The following is a 16,959-nucleotide window of genomic DNA, read 5'->3' on the forward strand; positions in this document are numbered from 1 at the left end:
GCTCGACTCACATCCCTTCCGGCGCCGACCGACGGTGAAAACTGGCGCAAAAAGCCGGTCTCGCCGCCGCCACAGGCAGCAAAAAGCCCGGCTGGGCCGGGCTTTTTGCATGGCGTGCGTTCAAGCACGGTCGTCAATCTTCTTGTGCGGCGATGTCTGCCTTGACCTTTTCCATATCGAGATCACGCAGAGCCTTGATCAACTCTTCCAGTTGCGCTGGCATCATCGCGCCAGCTTGGTTGAAGACAATGATGCCGTCCTTGAGTGCCATCAGGGTGGGGATGGAGCGGATCTGGAAATGGCCAGCCAGTTCTTGTTCTTCTTCAGTATTGATTTTGCCGAACACGATATCAGTGTGCTTGAGCGCAGCCGCTTCAAAGGTAGGGCCAAACATTTTGCAGGGGCCACACCATTCAGCCCAGAAATCCAGAATGACGATGCCGCCCTTGTCGACGGTTTCATTGAAACTGCTGCCGGTGATATTGATGGTGGCCATGCTGCGCTCCTTGCCGGTAACCGGCATGTATATATAGGTGGTAGCAGCAAGATGGGATGCGTGCTGGCTTTTACAAGAGCTGTGCGCCGGTTTGTGGCGGGTTCAGGCAGAAAAAAGGCTCACTGTTGTGAGCCTTCATGTTCTGCCAACGGTATTACAGCCAGCATTTGCGGTAGCTGTCGCGTTCCATCTGACAGACTTCCACGCAAAGCTGGGTGCCGGTAGGGCCTTGAATCTGCTGTTGCAGGACGGGCAGCAGGCTGTCGGACAGCTGTTGACGAGTGGGCAAGTCACGACCACTCAGGATATGGAGTTGCAGGTGCACGAACGGAGCGCCACCCGGAGTGGTGCCGGTGAGCCAGTCTTGCAACAGGATGGCCCGGCTTTTGATGTCTTCTGCCTGAAACTGGCCGCTAGCCAGTAATGCCTGATTGATGGCCAGCAAGGTGGCGGGGACATCCAGTTGCAGCCCACTGCTGTATTGCATGATGACTTGTGGCATGTCAGCTGGCTTTCTTTTTCAGTTGGTAACACTGGTGGATCTTCCGGTTGCGGAAGTCTTCCGGCACGGACTGCCCGCTGATATCGCGGATGTGATAGTCCTCGGCCAGGCGTTCGTCCAGCACGAAGCTGCGCAGATTATTGGAGAAGTACAAGGTACCGCCCGGTGCCAGCAATGCCATGGCGTAGTCGATGAGCCAGACATGGTCGCGCTGGACGTCGAGGATGTCCTGCATTTTCTTGGAATTGGAGAAGGTGGGCGGGTCCATCACGATGAGGTCGAACTGCTTGCCCTCGTCCACCGCTTGCTCCAGATACTGGAATACATCGGCACGCACCAGTTGATGGCGGGCGAGGTCCAGTCCGTTCAGCTCGAAGTTGCGGCGCGACCAGTCCTGATAGGTATTGGACATGTCGACGGTTTCCGAGCTTACTGCACCGCCTGCACCGGCGTAGACGGTGAAGCTGCCGGTATAGGCAAACAGATTGAGAAAGCGCTTGCCCGCGGCTTCTTCACGCACGCGTTTGCGGGTGTTGCGGTGATCAAGGAACAGGCCGGTGTCCAGATAGGCATCCAGATTGACGATGAAGCGCTGGCCGAATTCGTGCACGATGAAGTCATCGCCCAGCTTGCCCACTTTTTCGTACTGGCTGACGCCCTTCTGGCGACGGCGGCTTTTCAGGGTGATGGCGGATTCATCGCGGCCAGTGACTACCGCGATGGCAGCCATGATGGCGGCAATCCATTGCTGGTAGACATCGTCTTCCATTTCCCAGCCGGTGTCGTACTCCTGCAAATGCACCCGGTCACCGTACAGGTCTACCGCCAGCGGAAACTGCGGTACGTCCTTGTCGTAGACACGCCAGGCATCCAGCCCCTGGCGGGAGGCCCACTTGGCGTAGTGCTTGTAATTTTTCTGCAGCCGGTTGGCAAAGGCGGAGACATCGACCATAACATTCCTTGGCGACAGCAGCCGGTGTGGCACTGCCGGGTAATTCATTCGGACAAAAACAAAACGCGCGCCAGCATAAGCGACCGGCGCGCGCATCAGCAAGTCCTGCCTGACCGCCTATTCCGGCTGGTACATGGCGATCAGCTTGCGATAGACCGGCTCGGGCAGATACTGGCGAATCATGTTCTGCCAGCCACGCGGACCGACCAGGCCCTTGACCATGGTGGAGGACACTTCGGCATATTCCCGCGGCGGCAGCAGGAAGATGGTGGTGATGTCCGGGTGCAGGTCGGAATTGATATAACGCATGGTGCGTTCGTATTCGTAGTCGCTGGCGGTGCGAATACCGCGAATGATGTAGTTGGCACCAATGCTCTGGGCGTAGTTCACCAGGAACTGGTTTTCGAATACATCGACCCGCAGCTTGTTGAAACCACGCGTAACGGCACGCAGCATCTCGACGCGTTCGTCCACACTGAAGGTACAGTGCTTTTCCGGGTTCACGCCGACTGCCACGATGAGTTCGTCGAACAGCTCTACGGCTTCGCGAATCATCCACAAGTGACCGTTGGTGACCGGGTCGAAACTTCCGGCATACACGGCTCTTTTCACTTCTCGTTTTCCTTTGGATGTGTGTGCCATGGCGACTGTATCGTGCAGTAGTGGGAGGGTAAAGGCATTTTTGTTGCGCTGCGCCAAAAATGCGGGATAACAACAGGGTTTTGCGTCATTTACATCATGATTGCAGAACATTCTGGTGCAAGAAGCAAGAAAGGCCGACAAAATGCCGGCCCTTGTCATGAAAACCGCACCGGAATGGGTCAGCTGTTGATGTTTTCCGCGTGATGGCAGGCCACCATGCGCTCATCCAGCGCACGCAGTTCCGGCACTTCCTGCTGGCAACGCTCGTTGGCAAACGGGCAGCGCTTGTGGAAGGTGCAGCCGGACGGTGGATTCAGCGGGCTGGGCAATTCGCCATGGATCTTGATCTTGACGCGCCGATCTTCCGGATGAATGGAAGGCGTGGCGGACAACAAGGCCTGGGTATAAGGATGCAGCGGTCGGGAGTAGATCTTTTCCTTGGCACCCACTTCCACCGCACGGCCCAGATACATCACCATCAAGTCGTCGGCTACATGCTCCACCACCGCCAGGTTGTGCGAGATGAACACATAGGCGGTGTTGAACTCTTCCTGCAGATCCATGAACAGGTTGAGCACCTGGGCCTGGATGGAAACGTCCAGTGCCGAGGTGGGTTCGTCTGCCACCACGATCTTGGGGTTGAGCATCATGGCGCGGGCAATGGCGATACGCTGGCGCTGGCCACCGGAGAACATGTGCGGGTAGCGGTAGTAATGTTCCGGACGCAAACCAACCCGCGTCATCATGGCGCGCACGCGCTCTTCGCGCTCGCTGGCGGACAGGCTGGTATTGATGTCCAGCGGCTCGCCCAGCTGGGTGCCGATCTTCTGGCGCGGGTTGAGCGAGGCGTAGGGGTTCTGGAACACCATCTGCACCTTGGTGCGCATGGCTTTCAGTTCGGCCTTGCCAGCCTTGGCAGCATCCTGCCCGTCCAGCAGCAGCGAACCGGAAGTCGGCGGCTCGATCAGCGTCAGCTGGCGTGCCAGCGTGGACTTGCCACAGCCGGACTCGCCCACCACTGCCAGCGTCTTGCCAGCCTGCAATTCAAACGATACGCCGTTCAGCGCCTTGACCTGTGCCGACGGCTTGAGAAAACCCTGGGCCACATCGTAATAACGGGTGAGGTCCCGTGCCTGCAATACGGTACTCATCATGCCTCCTTGGCCGTAATCGGGTAGTGGCAGCGTACGACGCCACCTTCAATAGCGGTCAGGCCCGGTCGCTGGGCCTTGCACTTGTCCTGGACATAGGGACAGCGCGGAGACAACAGGCAGCCGCTTGGCCGGTCGTACTGTCCCGGCACGATGCCAGGCAGGGTGGACAGGCGATGCGCGCCCTTGCTGTGTTCCGGAATGGACTTGAGCAACGCCTCGGTATACGGATGGGTGGGGGTGCGGAAGATGCCCGGCACCTTGGCCATTTCCGCCACTTGCCCTGCATACATCACCGCCACCTTGTGCGCCACTTCGGCCACCACAGCCAGGTCATGGGTAATCATGATCAGGGCCATGTTCTGGCTTTTCTGCAGATTGACCAGCAAGTCCATGATTTGCGCCTGGATGGTTACGTCCAGCGCGGTGGTGGGCTCGTCGGCAATCAGCAGCTTGGGATTACAGGCAATGGCAATGGCAATCACCACGCGCTGGCTCATGCCACCGGACAACTGGTGCGGATAGGCATTCAGCCGGCTGGCCGCCGCCGGGATTTCCACCATTTCCATCAGTTCCAGCGCGCGCTGTTTCAGTGCGGCACCACGCAGTCCCTGGTGGATTTTCAGCACTTCCATGATCTGGTAACCCACGGTGTAGCTGGGGTTAAGCGAGGTCATCGGGTCCTGGAAGATCATGGCGATATCCTTGCCGACGATCTTGCGACGCTCGCGTGCCGAGATGGTGAGCAGATTCTTGCCATCAAATTGCAGGGTATCCGCCACAATGCGGCCTTGCCCTTCCAGCAGGCCCATCATGGCCATCATGGTGACGGACTTGCCCGAACCGGATTCGCCGACGATGCCGACGATTTCGCCCTGATTGACGCTCAGGTCCAGTCCTTCCACTGCGCGAAAGGGATTCTTTTCCGAACCGAACTCCACCGAGAGGTTCTTGATTTCCAGCAGACTCATACTTCCCTCCTCAGGCGGCGCGCTTCAGTTTCGGGTCCAGCGCATCGCGCAGGCCGTCACCCATCAGGTTGATGGCCAGTACCGACAGCAAAATGGTGAGACCAGGCAGCGACACCACCCACCAGGCACGTTCGATGTAATCACGGGCCGAGGCCAGCATGGTGCCCCACTCCGGCGTAGGCGGTTGCACGCCCAGGCCCAGAAAGCCCAGTGCGGCAATTTCCAGAATGGCCGAGGAGAAGCTCATGGTGGCATGCACGATCAAGGGAGCCATGCAGTTGGGCAGCACGGTGTTGAACATCAGACGGAACAGGCCGGCACCGGACACGCGCGAAGCGGTGACGTAGTCGCGGTTCAGTTCGGTCATGGCCGAAGCACGGGTCAGGCGCACATAGGCAGGCAGGGATACCGTGGCAATGGCAATCATGGCGTTGAGCAGGCCCGGCCCCAGAATGGCCATGATAGCCACCGCCAGCAGCAGGGACGGCAAGGCCATCATGATGTCCATCACCCGCATGATCACGCCGCCCAGCACCTTGGGAAAGAAGGCCGCCAGCAGACCCAGCACCACGCCGGGCACCATGGCCAACAACACCGAGCACAGGCCGATGAACAGCGACAGGCGTGCACCGTAGATCAGGCGCGACAGGATGTCGCGGCCCAGCTCATCGGTACCCAGCAGGAAGGCACTGGAGCCGCCATCCAGCCAGGCCGGCGGCGTCAGCAGGTGGTCGCGGTATTGCTCAATCGGGCTGTACGGTGCCACCAGCGGAGCCAGCACGGCGCACAGCACCACGATGCTCATGAAGATCAGGCCGGCAACCGCGCCCTTGTTATAGGAAAAGCCCTGCCAGAATTCCTTGAGTGGCGAGGGATAGTTGACTGCCGCATCTTCAGCGGGCACGGCAGCGTTCTGCATGTTTGCATTAGTCATGTCGATACCTGCAAGCGTTATTTGGCGTGGCGGATGCGCGGGTTGGCAACACCGTACAGAATGTCCACCAGGAAGTTGGTGATGATCACCAGCGTGGCCACGATCAGGATGCCGTTTTGCACCACCGGGTAGTCACGGCGGCTGATGGCGTCGATCAGCCACTTGCCGATGCCGGGCCAGGAGAAGATGGTTTCGGTCAGCACCGCACCACCCATCAGCGTGCCCACTTGCAGGCCGATCACCGTCAGCACCGGAATCAGCGCATTGCGCAGGGTGTGGACAAAAATCACCCGCGCCGGGGACAGGCCCTTGGCCCGTGCGGTACGCACATAGTCTTCACGCAGCACTTCCAGCATGGAAGAACGGGTCATCCGTGCAATCACCGCCAGCGGGATGGTGCCCAGCACGATGGCAGGCAGGATCAGATGCATCAGCGCATCCTTGAAGGCACCGGCATTGGCGGACGGATCGGCCGCTTCGGCCAGCCAGGTGTCGATCAGCATGAAACCGGTGCGCGGCGTGATGTCGAAGGCCAGGTCCAGCCGTCCGGAAACCGGCGTCCAGCCCAGCTTGACCGAGAAGAACATGATAAGGATGAGGCCCCACCAGAAAATCGGCATGGAAAAGCCGGTGAGCGAAATGCCCATCACGCCATGGTCGAAGATGGAGCCGCGCTTGATGGCGGCAATCACCCCGGCCAGCAGGCCGAACACCACGGCAAAGGCCATGGCGGCCAGTGCCAGTTCCAGCGTGGCGGGGAACAGGGTCTTGAACTCGGTCCACACGCTGGTTTTGGTCACCAGCGACTCACCCAGATTGCCATGCAGCAAATTGCCGATGTAGTCGACGTACTGCGCGTACAGCGGCTTGTCCAGCCCAAGGCGGTGCATGGCATCTGCATGCATTTGCGGGTCGAGTGTGCGCTCACCCACCATGACTTCCACCGGGTCGCCGGGGATCATGCGGATAAGACCGAAGGTGAGCAAGGTAATGCCGAAGAACGTGGGAATCAGCAAACCCAGCCTGCGGAAAATGAAAGACAACATACGTACTTCTCCCGTGTATCCGGTCTGCTTTACAGCATGGCAGACGGACACCTTTATTTCAGACCCAGATCGTGGATGGGAATGTCATGAAAACCGGCAAGGAAAAAGCAGCAGGACAGCAGAAGGGAAGCGCGGAGGTGTCGGGCCGAAGACGCCAGCTGAACCACCCACCTACATCAGCTACGCCTTCGCCGCGACGGAGTGAACGATATCACCCGGCGGCAAGCATGCCTTTGATGCAGGTCAAGCCTGTCGCCATGTGGTGATGGCGCAAGACTGTATCACTTCCGGTATGTACTGCCGATGCTGCATGGCCAGCCCTGCCGGCGCCACCGCTCTTGCTCTGATGACAGGATACGGTAGTGTTTCATGCAAAACATCGGGGGCTTGCGCCCCCGATGCCAAAGACCTCCTGGCAAGGAGGTCGGACTTGCTTACTTGACGCTGACGCCGTAGAAGGAGTTCAGGCCGAACGGGCTGACCTTGAAGCCAAGCACCGACTTGGACATCGGCTGTACCACGGTGGAGTGGGCAATGGTGGTGAAAGGCAGCTGCTGTTTGTAGATTTCCTGTGCCTTCATGTACAGCTTGGTGCGCTCGGCCACATTGGTGGTGCGCTTGGCTTTTTGCAACAGGTCTTCAAACGGCTTGTAGCACCACTTGGCAAAGTTGTTGCCGTTCATGGCTTCGCAGCCCAGCTGGGTGCCCAGCCAGTTGTCCGGATCACCATTGTCACCGGTCCAGCCGATCAGCATGGCATCATGCTCGCCAGCCTTGGCGCGCTTGATGTACTCGCCCCATTCGTAGGTGGTGATCTTGGCCTTGACGCCGATCTTGGCCCAGTCAGCCTGTACCATTTCGGCCATCAGCTTGGCATTCGGGTTGTACGGACGCTGTACCGGCATCGCCCACAGGGTGATGTCGAAGCCATTCGGGTAGCCAGCCTTGGCCAGCAGGGCCTTGGCTTTTTCCACGCTGTACGGCGCATCCTTCAGGCTCTTGTTGTAGGACCACTGGGTCGGCGGCATCGGGTTGGTGGCAGCCTGGCCAGCACCCTGATACACGGCATCGATGATGGCTTTCTTGTTGACAGCCATGTCCAGTGCCTGGCGCACTTCCAGTTTTTCCAGCGGCTTGTGCTTCACGTTGTAGGCCAGGTAGCCCAGGTTGAAGCCGGCTTGGGAAATCACGTTCAGTTTGCTGTCGGCCTTCATCGCGGCGATGTCGGTCGGACGCGGGTAAGCGGTGATCTGGCACTCGCCAGCTTTCAGCTTCTGGTAACGCACGGACGGGTCGGTGGTGATGGCAAACACCAGGTTATCCACCTTCGGGCCATCCGCCTTGTCCCAGTACTGCTTGTTGGCAGCAAAGCGGATCTGGGAGTCCTTCTGGTAGCGCTTGAAGATGAAGGGGCCGGTACCAACCGGTTGCTGGTTGATCAGCTGCGGGGTGCCTGCCTTCAACAGCTTGTCGGCATATTCGGCCGACTGGATGGAGGCAAAGCTCATCGCCAGGTTCTGCAGGAAGGCCGCGTCGATGCTCTTCAGCGTGAACTTGACGGTATTGGCATCCAGCTTTTCCACCTTGGTGATGTTCTCATCCATGCCCATATCGGTGAAATACGGGAATTCGGTCGGATAAGCCTTGCGGAAGGCGTTGTTCTTGTTGAGCATGCGGTCGAAGGTGAACACCACGTCGTCCGCATTGAAGTCGCGCGTCGGCTTGAAGTAGTCAGTGGTCTGAATCTTCACGCCCTTGCGCAGATGGAAGGTGTAGGACAGGCCATCGGCAGCCACATCCCATTTCTCAGCCAGACCCGGTACCACCTTGGTACCGCCGCGCTGGAATTGTACCAGGCGGTTGAATACGGTTTCGGCAGAGGCATCAAAATCGGTGCCCGTGGTGTACTGACCCGGGTCGAAACCCGCCGGGCTGCCCTCGGAGCAATATACGAGCGTTCCTGCAGCTTGTGCAGCCATCGAGGCCGAGGCGATCAGGCCGGCGGCCAGCAGCATTTTCTTTGCAGCTTGCATTGTTCTTCCTTTTCCTTGTGTACGACTTTGTGTCTTGTTCGATCTTCTGTATCTCACAGCAAACCTTGTGGGTCTGCATTGGTGGAATACATTAGGCAGTGAGGTCTGGTTTGACAAGCATCCTGCCTCATTTTCGCTTTTATGCTTCCTGAGGCAGGCCGACAAGGGCAAAAACTAGCACTTTTTAACCACAACACTGCCCACCGAGTAGCCCGCGCCAAAGGACGAAATCACGCCGACATTACCTTTACTCATACCAGCTCGTCGCAAATGGAATGCGATGATGGAACCGGCCGAGCTGGTATTGGCATAGCGGTCCAGAATGACCGGGGCTTCCTGCTCGGTGGCATCACGCCCCAGCACGCGACGGGCTATCAGCTGATTCATCGCCAGATTGGCCTGATGCAGCCAGAAGCGGCTGACCTGCTGCGGCTGGATATCCAGGCTTTCCAGATGTTGCACGATATGCTCGCCCACCATCGGACATACTTCCTTGAACACCTTGCGGCCCTGCTGCACAAACAGTTTGTCAACCTGACCAATCCCCTGCTCGTCACAACGGTTCAAAAAGCCGAAGTTATTGCGGATATTGTTGGAAAACACGGTAGCCAGACGGGTACCCAGAATCTCGAACTGCTCGGACGAGGTGGCCGATTCGGCAGCTTCCAGCACCAGCGCGGTGCAGGCATCACCAAAAATGAAATGACTGTCGCGATCGCGGAAGTTGAGGTGGGCCGAGCAGATTTCCGGGCTGATCACCAGCACGGCACGCGCCTGGCCGCTCTGGATGGCATTCACCGCAGTCTGGATGCCGAAGGTAGCGGACGAGCAGGCCACATTCATATCGAAGGCATAACCCTGCACACCCAGCGCCTGCTGGATTTCAATGGACACCGCCGGGTAGGGACGCTGCATGTTGGAACAAGCCACCAGCACCATGTCGATATCAGCAGCGGTCTTGCCAGCTTGCGCCAGCGCGGCCGTAGCCGCGGCAACGCCCATCTCGGCCTGGATGGACAGCACATCATTGCTGCGCTCGGGCAGGTAAGGCGTCATGCGCGCCGGATCCAGCACCCCGTCCTTGTCCATCAGGAAACGCTGCTTGATACCGGATGCCTTCTCGATGAATTCCGCACTGGATTCGGCCAGCGCCGCCACGGTTCCGGCCGCAATTTCAGCCGCATGTGCCGCATTCCAGCTGGCAACATATTGATTGAAGGCGACGACCAGTTCTTCATTGCTGACAGCATGCGGCGGCGTGAACAAGCCGGAGCCGCTGATGACCACTTTCTTCATTTCCCTGTCTCTCTCTGACAAAGACACCACCTGTGACAAGTGGCTGGCACTGCGTGCGTGCCAGCGCACACCAATGCACACATGCAACAGGCGGTACCTGTGATGGCACCCATGTAAACGGGCGTTTGCTTGAATGATACACCAAGCTGCGCGCTGCCCTGCAATTAAAGCCCCCGGCTCTTGATAAACCTAGTAAAATGCTCAACTTTGCCTTTGTCCAGCTGCTTCTGGCCCGACGCATGCAGCATGTTCCTGTCCGCTTGGCGCACATCAGATGCGCGATTAATAGTTGACAAAATTAGTCGGGAATTGGGTATAATCAGATTAACCACCCACCGGAGTAAAAAACATGCGTCTCACTACCAAAGGCCGCTTTGCGGTTACCGCCATGCTGGACCTGGCCATGCGTGAAGCCAATGGCCCGGTAACCCTGGCCGGCATCAGCGAGCGCCAGAGCATTTCCCTTTCCTACCTGGAACAGTTGTTCGGCAAACTGCGCCGTTCCGAACTGGTAGACAGCGTACGCGGCCCTGGCGGCGGTTATACCCTGGCTCGCATCCCTGCCGATATTTCCGTGGCCGACATCATTGCCGCCGTGGACGAGCCGGTTGATGCCACCCAGTGCGGCGGCCGCGAAAACTGTCACGACAATCACCGCTGCATGACCCACGACTTGTGGACCAACCTGAACGCCACCATTTTCGACTACCTGGCCAAGGTCACCCTGGGCAGCCTGGTTGAAAAGCAGCGCGCCAAGGAAGCAGCGGCCAAAGAAAACAATGTAATGCAGGACAAGCGCGAAAGCAGCCTCCGCATGACTGCCTCCGCCTCCAGCGCACTGTAAGCGCACCGCATCCCCGGAGAATTGATAATGAGTCAGCTCAAGCTTCCCATCTACCTCGACTATTCCGCTACTACCCCGGTTGATCCCCGTGTTGCCGCGAAGATGATTCCCTATCTGACCGAGCAGTTCGGCAACCCGGCCTCGCGCAGCCACAGCTTTGGCTGGACGGCGGAAGAGGCGGTAGAGAATGCGCGGGCAGAAGTGGCCAAGCTTTTGAATGCCGACCCCAAGGAAATTGTCTGGACCTCCGGTGCCACCGAGTCCGACAACCTGGCCATCAAGGGCGCAGCCCAGTTCTACAAGAGCCGTGGCAAGCACATCATCACCGTCAAGACCGAACACAAGGCGGTGCTGGATACCTGTCGCGAACTGGAACGCCAGGGCTTCGAGGTGACTTATCTGGGGGTGCAGGAAAACGGCCTGATCGACATTGAAGAATTCAAGGCGGCCATCCGTCCGGACACCATTCTGGTGTCGGTGATGTACGTCAACAATGAAATCGGCGTGATCCAGGACATTCCGCAAATCGGCGAAATCTGCCGTGAAAAAGGCATCATCTTCCACGTGGACGCCACTCAGGCACCGGGCAAGGTGAAGATGGACATGAATGTGCTGAAGGTGGACCTGATGAGCCTGTCGGCCCACAAGGCCTACGGTCCCAAGGGTATCGGTGCACTGTATGTGCGTCGCAAGCCGCGCGTCCGTCTGGAAGCCCAGATGCACGGCGGTGGCCACGAGCGCGGTTTCCGCTCCGGCACCCTGCCGACGCACCAGATTGTCGGCATGGGCGAAGCCTTCCGCCTGGCCCGTGAAGAAATGGACAGCGAGAGCGAACGCATCCGCATGCTGCGCGATCGCCTGTGGAACGGCATCAAGGACATGGAAGAGGTGTACATCAACGGCGACATCGACCAGCGTGTACCGCACAACCTCAATGTCAGCTTCAACTTTGTTGAAGGTGAAAGCCTGATCATGGCGATCAAGGACCTGGCTGTTTCCAGTGGTTCGGCCTGTACTTCGGCTTCGCTGGAGCCGTCCTACGTGCTGCGCGCCCTGGGCCGCAACGACGAAATGGCACACAGCTCCATCCGCTTTACCCTGGGCCGCTTCACCACCGAAGAAGAAATCGACTTCGCCATTGCGCTGTTGAAAGATAAAATCGGCAAATTGCGCGAACTGTCCCCGCTGTGGGAAATGTTCAAGGAAGGCGTGGACCTGAATTCGGTACAGTGGGCCGCCCACTGAACTATCAATGATTTTGCGGGAGTAACTGGCTCAGGATAGCCGGGCTCCCGCCAGCAGGAGAGAGAGTCATGGCATACAGCGACAAACTGATGGATCACTACGAAAACCCGCGCAATGTGGGTTCGTTCGAAAAGGGTGATGACACCGTAGGCACCGGCATGGTGGGCGCACCGGCCTGTGGCGACGTGATGAAGCTGCAGATCAAGGTAAACGCCGATGGCGTGATTGAAGACGCCAAGTTCAAGACCTACGGCTGCGGCTCGGCCATTGCCTCGTCTTCCCTGGTGACCGAATGGGTCAAGGGCAAGTCGCTGGATGAAGCCATGGCCATCAAGAACACCGCCATTGCCGAAGAACTGGCCCTGCCGCCGGTAAAGATTCACTGCTCCATCCTGGCAGAAGACGCCATCAAGGCCGCAGTGAGCGACTACAAGCAAAAACACGGCAAGTAAGGAGCTTCGGACATGGCCATCACCCTTTCTGCTAGTGCAGCCAATCACGTCAGCCAGTTCATTGCCAAGCGTGGCAAGGGCCTGGGCATCCGCCTGGGGGTGAAAACCTCCGGCTGCTCCGGCATGGCTTACAAGCTGGAGTTTGTTGATGCCGCCACCGACGACGACATCACCTTCGAAAGCCATGGCGTGACGGTATTCACCGATGCCAAAAGCCTGGCCTACCTGGATGGCACCGAACTGGACTACACCAAGGAAGGGCTGAACGAAGGCTTCAAGTTCAACAACCCCAACGTCAAGAACGAATGTGGTTGTGGCGAAAGCTTCAACGTCTGATTGCCAGACTAGCCCACCTGCGCCGGGCTGCCACCAGTGGTGGCCCGGTTGTCACCCTGCAGTCCAGTAGCCCAAGGCCATGACTACCGAATTCTCCCAGGACTTCTTTCAGCTGTTCGGCCTGCCGCGCCGCTTTGTGCTGGATAGCCAGCAACTCGAACAATCCTGGCGCGCCGCCGCCGCCACCGTCCATCCAGACCGTTACGCCAGCAGCCCCGATGCGGAAAAACGCATGGCGCTGATGCAGGCCACCCGGGTGAACGAAGCCTATCAAACCCTGAAAAGCCCGCTGCGCCGCGCCCGTTACCTGCTGTCCCTGCAAGGCCGCGACACCCAGGAAGAAACCAACACCAGCATGCCGGTGGATTTCCTGATGGCGCAGATGGAATGGCGGGAAAGCATCGAAGAAGCGCGCGACGACAGCAATGTCGAGGCACTGGAAGCCCTGTCAGCCAGCTTGCGTCAGGAAAACCGCGCACTGGTGGCGGAACTGGCCAGCGCACTGGATGACGCGGGTGATTTGGACGCCGCCGCCCTGATGGTGCGAAAATTGCGCTTTCTGGAAAAACTGGACCAGGAAATCGGCGACGCCATTGAAACCCTGCTGGGCTGAACCGCCATCCCTGTGCACCTGATGTTAACGCTCACGCGACAACAATAAAGATTCCGTCATGGCTCTACTACAAATCGCCGAACCCGGCCTGTCCGCCGCCCCTCACCAGCATCGACTTGCTGTCGGGATAGACCTTGGCACCACCAACTCGCTGGTGGCCACGGTAAGGAGTGGTTCTGCCACCGTACTGGCCGATGAATTCGGCCGCAGCCTGCTGCCCTCCGTGGTGCGTTACCAGGAAGATGGCTCGGTCACCGTGGGCTATGACGCCCAGCGCCAGCAGAACCATGACCCGCACAATACCATCACCTCGGTAAAACGCTTCATGGGCCGTGGCCTGTCCGACATCAAGGACGCCGGCAGCCTGCCCTACCGTTTTGTCGACGCCCCCGGCATGGTGCAACTGCATACCGCCGCCGGGGTGAAAAGCCCGGTTGAAGTTTCTGCCGACATCCTGCGCGCGCTCACCCAGCGTGCCGAAGCCAGCCTGGGAGGCGAGTTGACCGGCGCGGTAATTACCGTCCCGGCTTATTTTGACGACGCCCAGCGCCAGGCAACCAAGGATGCAGCCCGTCTGGCCGGCCTGACCGTACTGCGCCTCTTGAACGAACCTACTGCCGCTGCCATTGCCTACGGGCTGGATAACGGTGCCGAAGGCACGTATGTGGTGTACGACCTGGGTGGTGGTACGTTCGACATTTCCATCCTCAAGCTCACCCGTGGCGTGTTTGAAGTACTGGCCACCAGCGGCGACTCTGCGCTGGGCGGCGACGACTTCGACCACCGCGTCTATTGCTGGATTCTGGAACAGGCCGACCTGCACGGCCTGTCGGCCCAGGACACCCGTCTGCTGCTGACCCGCGCCCGCGAGGCCAAGGAAGCACTGACCGAACACAGCGACACCCGCATCACCGCCATTTTGTCCGATGGCCATGCCATCGACCTGACGCTGGATCAGGACACCTTCCGCCGCATCACCAAAACCCTGGTGGACAAAACCCTGCTGCCGGTCCGCAAGGCACTGCGCGACGCCGGCATCAGCGCCGAAGACGTCAAGGGCGTGGTGATGGTGGGCGGTGCCACCCGCATGCCGCACATCCAGAAAGCCGTGGCGGATTTCTTTGGCCAGCCGCCGCTGACCAATCTGGACCCGGACAAGGTGGTGGCACTGGGTGCCGCCATCCAGGCCAATGTGCTGGCCGGTAACAAGGGCGAGGACGAATGGCTGCTGCTGGACGTGATTCCGCTGTCGCTGGGCATCGAAACCATGGGTGGCCTGACCGAAAAGATCATCCCGCGCAACAGCACCATCCCGGTGGCGCGTGCGCAGGAGTTCACCACCTTCAAGGATGGCCAGACCGCCATGTCCATCCATGTGCTGCAAGGTGAGCGCGAACTGGTGGCTGACTGTCGCAGCCTGGCGCAATTCGTGCTGCGCGGCATTCCGCCCATGGTGGCTGGTGCCGCCCGCATCCGCATTACCTTCCAGGTGGATGCCGACGGTCTGCTGGCAGTATCTGCCCGCGAAATGACCAGCGGTGTGGAAGCCAGCATCGAAGTCAAACCGTCCTACGGCCTGTCCGACGACGCCATCAGCCAGATGCTGAGCGACTCGCTGGCCCATGTGCAGGACGATATCGAGGCACGCAAGCTGCGCGAGGCCATTGTCGATGCCGACAGCCTGCGCGATGCCACCCTCACCGCCCTGCAGATTGACGGCGACCTGCTGTCCGCCGACGAGACCGCCGCCATCCGCCTGGTGCTGGACGAACTGCAAGCCGCCGTCGCCAGCCAGACCACGCTGGTGGTCAACCAGGCCACCCATCGCCTGAACAAGGCCACCGAAGACTTTGCCGCCCGCCGCATGGACCGCAACATCCAGCGCGCACTCAAGGGCCAGAATATTGCCGAGCTATAAGGACAACCCATGCCACGCCTGATTGTGCTGCCCCACGCCGACCTCTGCCCCGAAGGCGCGGTGATCGACGACGCCGAAACCGGCAAGAACATCTGTGAAGTACTGCTGGAACACGACATCGAAATCGAACACGCCTGCGAGCTGTCCTGTGCCTGCACCACCTGTCACTGCATCGTGCGTGAAGGTTTCGATTCGCTGAACGAAGCGGACGAGCTGGAAGAAGACATGCTGGACAAGGCCTGGGGGCTGGAAGCCCAGTCCCGTCTGTCCTGCCAGGCCGTGATTGGCGAGGAAGACCTGGTAGTGGAGATTCCGCGCTACACCATCAACCACGCCCGCGAACACCACTAAGACCCCCGCCTCCGGCAAGCTGGATCAAACCCGTTGCCGGACGGAGCTTGCAGGAGAACACAATGAAATGGACCGACGTTAACGACATCGCCATCGAACTGGTGGAAACCTACCCCGATGTCGACCCCAAGACCGTGCGCTTTGTCGACCTGCACAACTGGGTGGTAGCGCTGCCCGACTTCAACGACGACCACAGCCGTGGCGGCGAGCGTGTGCTGGAGGCCATCCAGCAAGCCTGGATCGACGAGGCCGAATAAGCGCCGCGCCATGTAACACCGATACCGCAAAGCCCGGCCACGCCGGGCTTATTCATATTCACGCCTACTCCCTCACTCCCTACTCCCTACTCCCTCACTCCCTACTCCCTCACTCCCTACTCCCTCACTCCCTACTCCCCACTCCCCACTCCCCACTCCCCACCACGCTGGCTGCCTATGACAGCCTGCTATAAGATGGCTCATCCCCCTACCCTGCCGCCATGTCCTGGTGGTGCCGTCATGGAGTCTAAACCATGTTTACCCTGATCATCGGCAACAAAAACCTTTCATCCTGGTCGCTGCGTCCCTGGCTGGTACTGAAAACGCTGGGCGAACCTTTCGAAGAAAAACACATCGACCTCACCGCCAGCGACAGCAAGGCCCGCATCCTGGCCTGCAACCCGGCCGGCAAGGTACCACTGCTGATCGACCAGCAACTGCGCATCACCGACAGCCTGGCCATCTGCGAATACCTGGCCGACTGCTTCCCGGCAGCCGGGCTGTGGCCGGATGACATCGCCAGCCGCGCCATGGCGCGTTCTGTCGTGGCCGAAATGCACAGCGGCTTTCAGGCCTTGCGCAGCGAGCTGCCGATGAATGTCTGTGCCGACAACGTCGGCTTTGTACCCAGCGCAGCCGCCCAAGCAGACATCGACCGCATCATCAGCCTGTGGGAAGGCCTGCGTCAGCAAAACCAGCATAACGGCCCCTTCCTGTTTGGCCACTTCACCATTGCCGACGCCTTCTTCGCCCCGGTGGTGTGGCGCTTTGTCAGCTACCATGTCGCGCTTGGCGGCCATGCTGCCGACTATGTCAGACACATGCAGCAACTGCCGGCCATGCAGGAATGGCATGCTGCGGCCAAAGCGGAAGCACAATAGGCCGGAAATGCCGCATTTCTGATGGAACAACGCGCCATA

The 16,959-nt window shown here is 59.3% G+C and carries 19 protein-coding genes; 9 read left to right on the forward strand and 10 right to left on the reverse strand.

What is annotated here, in order from left to right; translation table 11 throughout:
- Nucleotides 1-133: 133 nt before the first annotated feature.
- The 10 genes from trxA to ACE3SE_RS18480 form a co-directional block, all read right to left on the reverse strand.
- Entirely contained in the window at nt 134-496 is a 363-nt protein-coding gene (gene trxA, locus ACE3SE_RS18435) for a thioredoxin (protein WP_374557400.1), read from the reverse strand.
- A gap of 154 nt (nt 497-650) precedes the next feature.
- A complete protein-coding gene (locus ACE3SE_RS18440; protein WP_374557402.1) occupies nt 651-998 on the reverse strand; it encodes a 5-carboxymethyl-2-hydroxymuconate Delta-isomerase in 348 nt (115 codons plus the stop codon).
- Nucleotide 999: 1 nt separating this feature from the next.
- The gene (locus ACE3SE_RS18445; protein ID WP_045848173.1) at nt 1,000-1,950 is read right to left on the reverse strand and encodes a class I SAM-dependent methyltransferase; all 951 of its coding nucleotides are present in this window, start codon (nt 1,948-1,950) and stop codon (nt 1,000-1,002) included.
- Nucleotides 1,951-2,067: 117 nt separating this feature from the next.
- Nucleotides 2,068-2,592: a pantetheine-phosphate adenylyltransferase gene (gene coaD, locus ACE3SE_RS18450; protein ID WP_045848205.1), complete on the reverse strand. Its 525-nt coding sequence runs from the start codon at nt 2,590-2,592 to the stop codon at nt 2,068-2,070.
- Between the two features lie 179 nt (nt 2,593-2,771).
- Entirely contained in the window at nt 2,772-3,743 is a 972-nt protein-coding gene (locus ACE3SE_RS18455; RefSeq protein WP_045848174.1) for a peptide ABC transporter ATP-binding protein, read from the reverse strand.
- On the reverse strand, nt 3,743-4,714 hold the full coding sequence (locus tag ACE3SE_RS18460; RefSeq protein ID WP_374557404.1) for an ABC transporter ATP-binding protein: 972 nt from the start codon (nt 4,712-4,714) through the stop codon (nt 3,743-3,745). The genes ACE3SE_RS18455 and ACE3SE_RS18460 overlap by 1 nt, the downstream gene beginning before the upstream one ends.
- Nucleotides 4,715-4,724: 10 nt before the next feature.
- On the reverse strand, nt 4,725-5,648 hold the full coding sequence (locus ACE3SE_RS18465) for an ABC transporter permease subunit (RefSeq protein WP_193394093.1): 924 nt from the start codon (nt 5,646-5,648) through the stop codon (nt 4,725-4,727).
- Between the two features lie 17 nt (nt 5,649-5,665).
- A complete protein-coding gene (locus ACE3SE_RS18470) occupies nt 5,666-6,694 on the reverse strand; it encodes an ABC transporter permease subunit (protein WP_062790237.1) in 1,029 nt (342 codons plus the stop codon).
- A gap of 434 nt (nt 6,695-7,128) precedes the next feature.
- Nucleotides 7,129-8,727, reverse strand: coding sequence for an ABC transporter substrate-binding protein (locus tag ACE3SE_RS18475; RefSeq protein ID WP_062790240.1), 1,599 nt, complete (start codon nt 8,725-8,727; stop codon nt 7,129-7,131).
- A gap of 174 nt (nt 8,728-8,901) precedes the next feature.
- Nucleotides 8,902-10,023, reverse strand: a complete 1,122-nt coding sequence (locus tag ACE3SE_RS18480) for a beta-ketoacyl-ACP synthase III (protein WP_374557407.1) — start codon at nt 10,021-10,023, stop codon at nt 8,902-8,904.
- Nucleotides 10,024-10,372: 349 nt separating this feature from the next.
- On the opposite strand from ACE3SE_RS18480, the gene iscR reads away from it, so the two are divergent.
- From iscR to ACE3SE_RS18525, 9 genes are all read left to right on the forward strand, one after another.
- Nucleotides 10,373-10,867 carry a Fe-S cluster assembly transcriptional regulator IscR gene (gene iscR, locus ACE3SE_RS18485; RefSeq protein ID WP_374557409.1) on the forward strand — a complete coding sequence of 165 codons (495 nt, stop codon included), beginning with the start codon at nt 10,373-10,375 and terminating at the stop codon, nt 10,865-10,867.
- Nucleotides 10,868-10,894: 27 nt separating this feature from the next.
- Nucleotides 10,895-12,112, forward strand: a complete 1,218-nt coding sequence (locus ACE3SE_RS18490) for an IscS subfamily cysteine desulfurase (RefSeq protein ID WP_059286361.1) — start codon at nt 10,895-10,897, stop codon at nt 12,110-12,112.
- A gap of 68 nt (nt 12,113-12,180) precedes the next feature.
- A complete protein-coding gene (gene iscU / locus ACE3SE_RS18495; protein ID WP_045848182.1) occupies nt 12,181-12,564 on the forward strand; it encodes a Fe-S cluster assembly scaffold IscU in 384 nt (127 codons plus the stop codon).
- Nucleotides 12,565-12,576: 12 nt separating this feature from the next.
- Entirely contained in the window at nt 12,577-12,900 is a 324-nt protein-coding gene (gene iscA / locus ACE3SE_RS18500) for an iron-sulfur cluster assembly protein IscA (RefSeq protein WP_045848183.1), read from the forward strand.
- Between the two features lie 79 nt (nt 12,901-12,979).
- Nucleotides 12,980-13,513 (forward strand): Fe-S protein assembly co-chaperone HscB, encoded by a 534-nt coding sequence (hscB, locus tag ACE3SE_RS18505; protein ID WP_045848184.1) that lies wholly within the window; start codon nt 12,980-12,982, stop codon nt 13,511-13,513.
- Nucleotides 13,514-13,571: 58 nt separating this feature from the next.
- Entirely contained in the window at nt 13,572-15,431 is a 1,860-nt protein-coding gene (gene hscA / locus ACE3SE_RS18510) for a Fe-S protein assembly chaperone HscA (RefSeq protein WP_374557413.1), read from the forward strand.
- A gap of 9 nt (nt 15,432-15,440) precedes the next feature.
- On the forward strand, nt 15,441-15,782 hold the full coding sequence (gene fdx / locus ACE3SE_RS18515) for an ISC system 2Fe-2S type ferredoxin (RefSeq protein ID WP_045848186.1): 342 nt from the start codon (nt 15,441-15,443) through the stop codon (nt 15,780-15,782).
- Between the two features lie 62 nt (nt 15,783-15,844).
- The gene (iscX, locus tag ACE3SE_RS18520) at nt 15,845-16,039 is read left to right on the forward strand and encodes a Fe-S cluster assembly protein IscX (protein WP_045848187.1); all 195 of its coding nucleotides are present in this window, start codon (nt 15,845-15,847) and stop codon (nt 16,037-16,039) included.
- A 254-nt stretch (nt 16,040-16,293) separates the two neighbouring features.
- A complete protein-coding gene (locus ACE3SE_RS18525) occupies nt 16,294-16,920 on the forward strand; it encodes a glutathione S-transferase family protein (RefSeq protein WP_374557416.1) in 627 nt (208 codons plus the stop codon).
- Nucleotides 16,921-16,959 lie beyond the last annotated feature (39 nt).

The sequence above is a fragment of the Aquitalea pelogenes genome, from assembly GCF_041914625.1.
GTDB classification, from domain to species: domain Bacteria; phylum Pseudomonadota; class Gammaproteobacteria; order Burkholderiales; family Chromobacteriaceae; genus Aquitalea; species Aquitalea pelogenes.

Bases quoted from the DNA above. Each gene is read 5' to 3' on its own strand.
- trxA (WP_374557400.1), bottom strand. From the start codon at position 496: ATGGCCACCATCAATATCACCGGCAGCAGTTTCAATGAAACCGTCGAC.
- ACE3SE_RS18440 (WP_374557402.1), bottom strand. From the start codon at position 998: ATGCCACAAGTCATCATGCAATACAGCAGTGGGCTGCAACTGGATGTC.
- ACE3SE_RS18445 (WP_045848173.1), bottom strand. From the start codon at position 1,950: ATGGTCGATGTCTCCGCCTTTGCCAACCGGCTGCAGAAAAATTACAAG.
- coaD (WP_045848205.1), bottom strand. From the start codon at position 2,592: ATGGCACACACATCCAAAGGAAAACGAGAAGTGAAAAGAGCCGTGTAT.
- ACE3SE_RS18455 (WP_045848174.1), bottom strand. From the start codon at position 3,743: ATGAGTACCGTATTGCAGGCACGGGACCTCACCCGTTATTACGATGTG.
- ACE3SE_RS18460 (WP_374557404.1), bottom strand. From the start codon at position 4,714: ATGAGTCTGCTGGAAATCAAGAACCTCTCGGTGGAGTTCGGTTCGGAA.
- ACE3SE_RS18465 (WP_193394093.1), bottom strand. From the start codon at position 5,648: ATGACTAATGCAAACATGCAGAACGCTGCCGTGCCCGCTGAAGATGCG.
- ACE3SE_RS18470 (WP_062790237.1), bottom strand. From the start codon at position 6,694: ATGTTGTCTTTCATTTTCCGCAGGCTGGGTTTGCTGATTCCCACGTTC.
- ACE3SE_RS18475 (WP_062790240.1), bottom strand. From the start codon at position 8,727: ATGCAAGCTGCAAAGAAAATGCTGCTGGCCGCCGGCCTGATCGCCTCG.
- ACE3SE_RS18480 (WP_374557407.1), bottom strand. From the start codon at position 10,023: ATGAAGAAAGTGGTCATCAGCGGCTCCGGCTTGTTCACGCCGCCGCAT.
- iscR (WP_374557409.1), top strand. From the start codon at position 10,373: ATGCGTCTCACTACCAAAGGCCGCTTTGCGGTTACCGCCATGCTGGAC.
- ACE3SE_RS18490 (WP_059286361.1), top strand. From the start codon at position 10,895: ATGAGTCAGCTCAAGCTTCCCATCTACCTCGACTATTCCGCTACTACC.
- iscU (WP_045848182.1), top strand. From the start codon at position 12,181: ATGGCATACAGCGACAAACTGATGGATCACTACGAAAACCCGCGCAAT.
- iscA (WP_045848183.1), top strand. From the start codon at position 12,577: ATGGCCATCACCCTTTCTGCTAGTGCAGCCAATCACGTCAGCCAGTTC.
- hscB (WP_045848184.1), top strand. From the start codon at position 12,980: ATGACTACCGAATTCTCCCAGGACTTCTTTCAGCTGTTCGGCCTGCCG.
- hscA (WP_374557413.1), top strand. From the start codon at position 13,572: ATGGCTCTACTACAAATCGCCGAACCCGGCCTGTCCGCCGCCCCTCAC.
- fdx (WP_045848186.1), top strand. From the start codon at position 15,441: ATGCCACGCCTGATTGTGCTGCCCCACGCCGACCTCTGCCCCGAAGGC.
- iscX (WP_045848187.1), top strand. From the start codon at position 15,845: ATGAAATGGACCGACGTTAACGACATCGCCATCGAACTGGTGGAAACC.
- ACE3SE_RS18525 (WP_374557416.1), top strand. From the start codon at position 16,294: ATGTTTACCCTGATCATCGGCAACAAAAACCTTTCATCCTGGTCGCTG.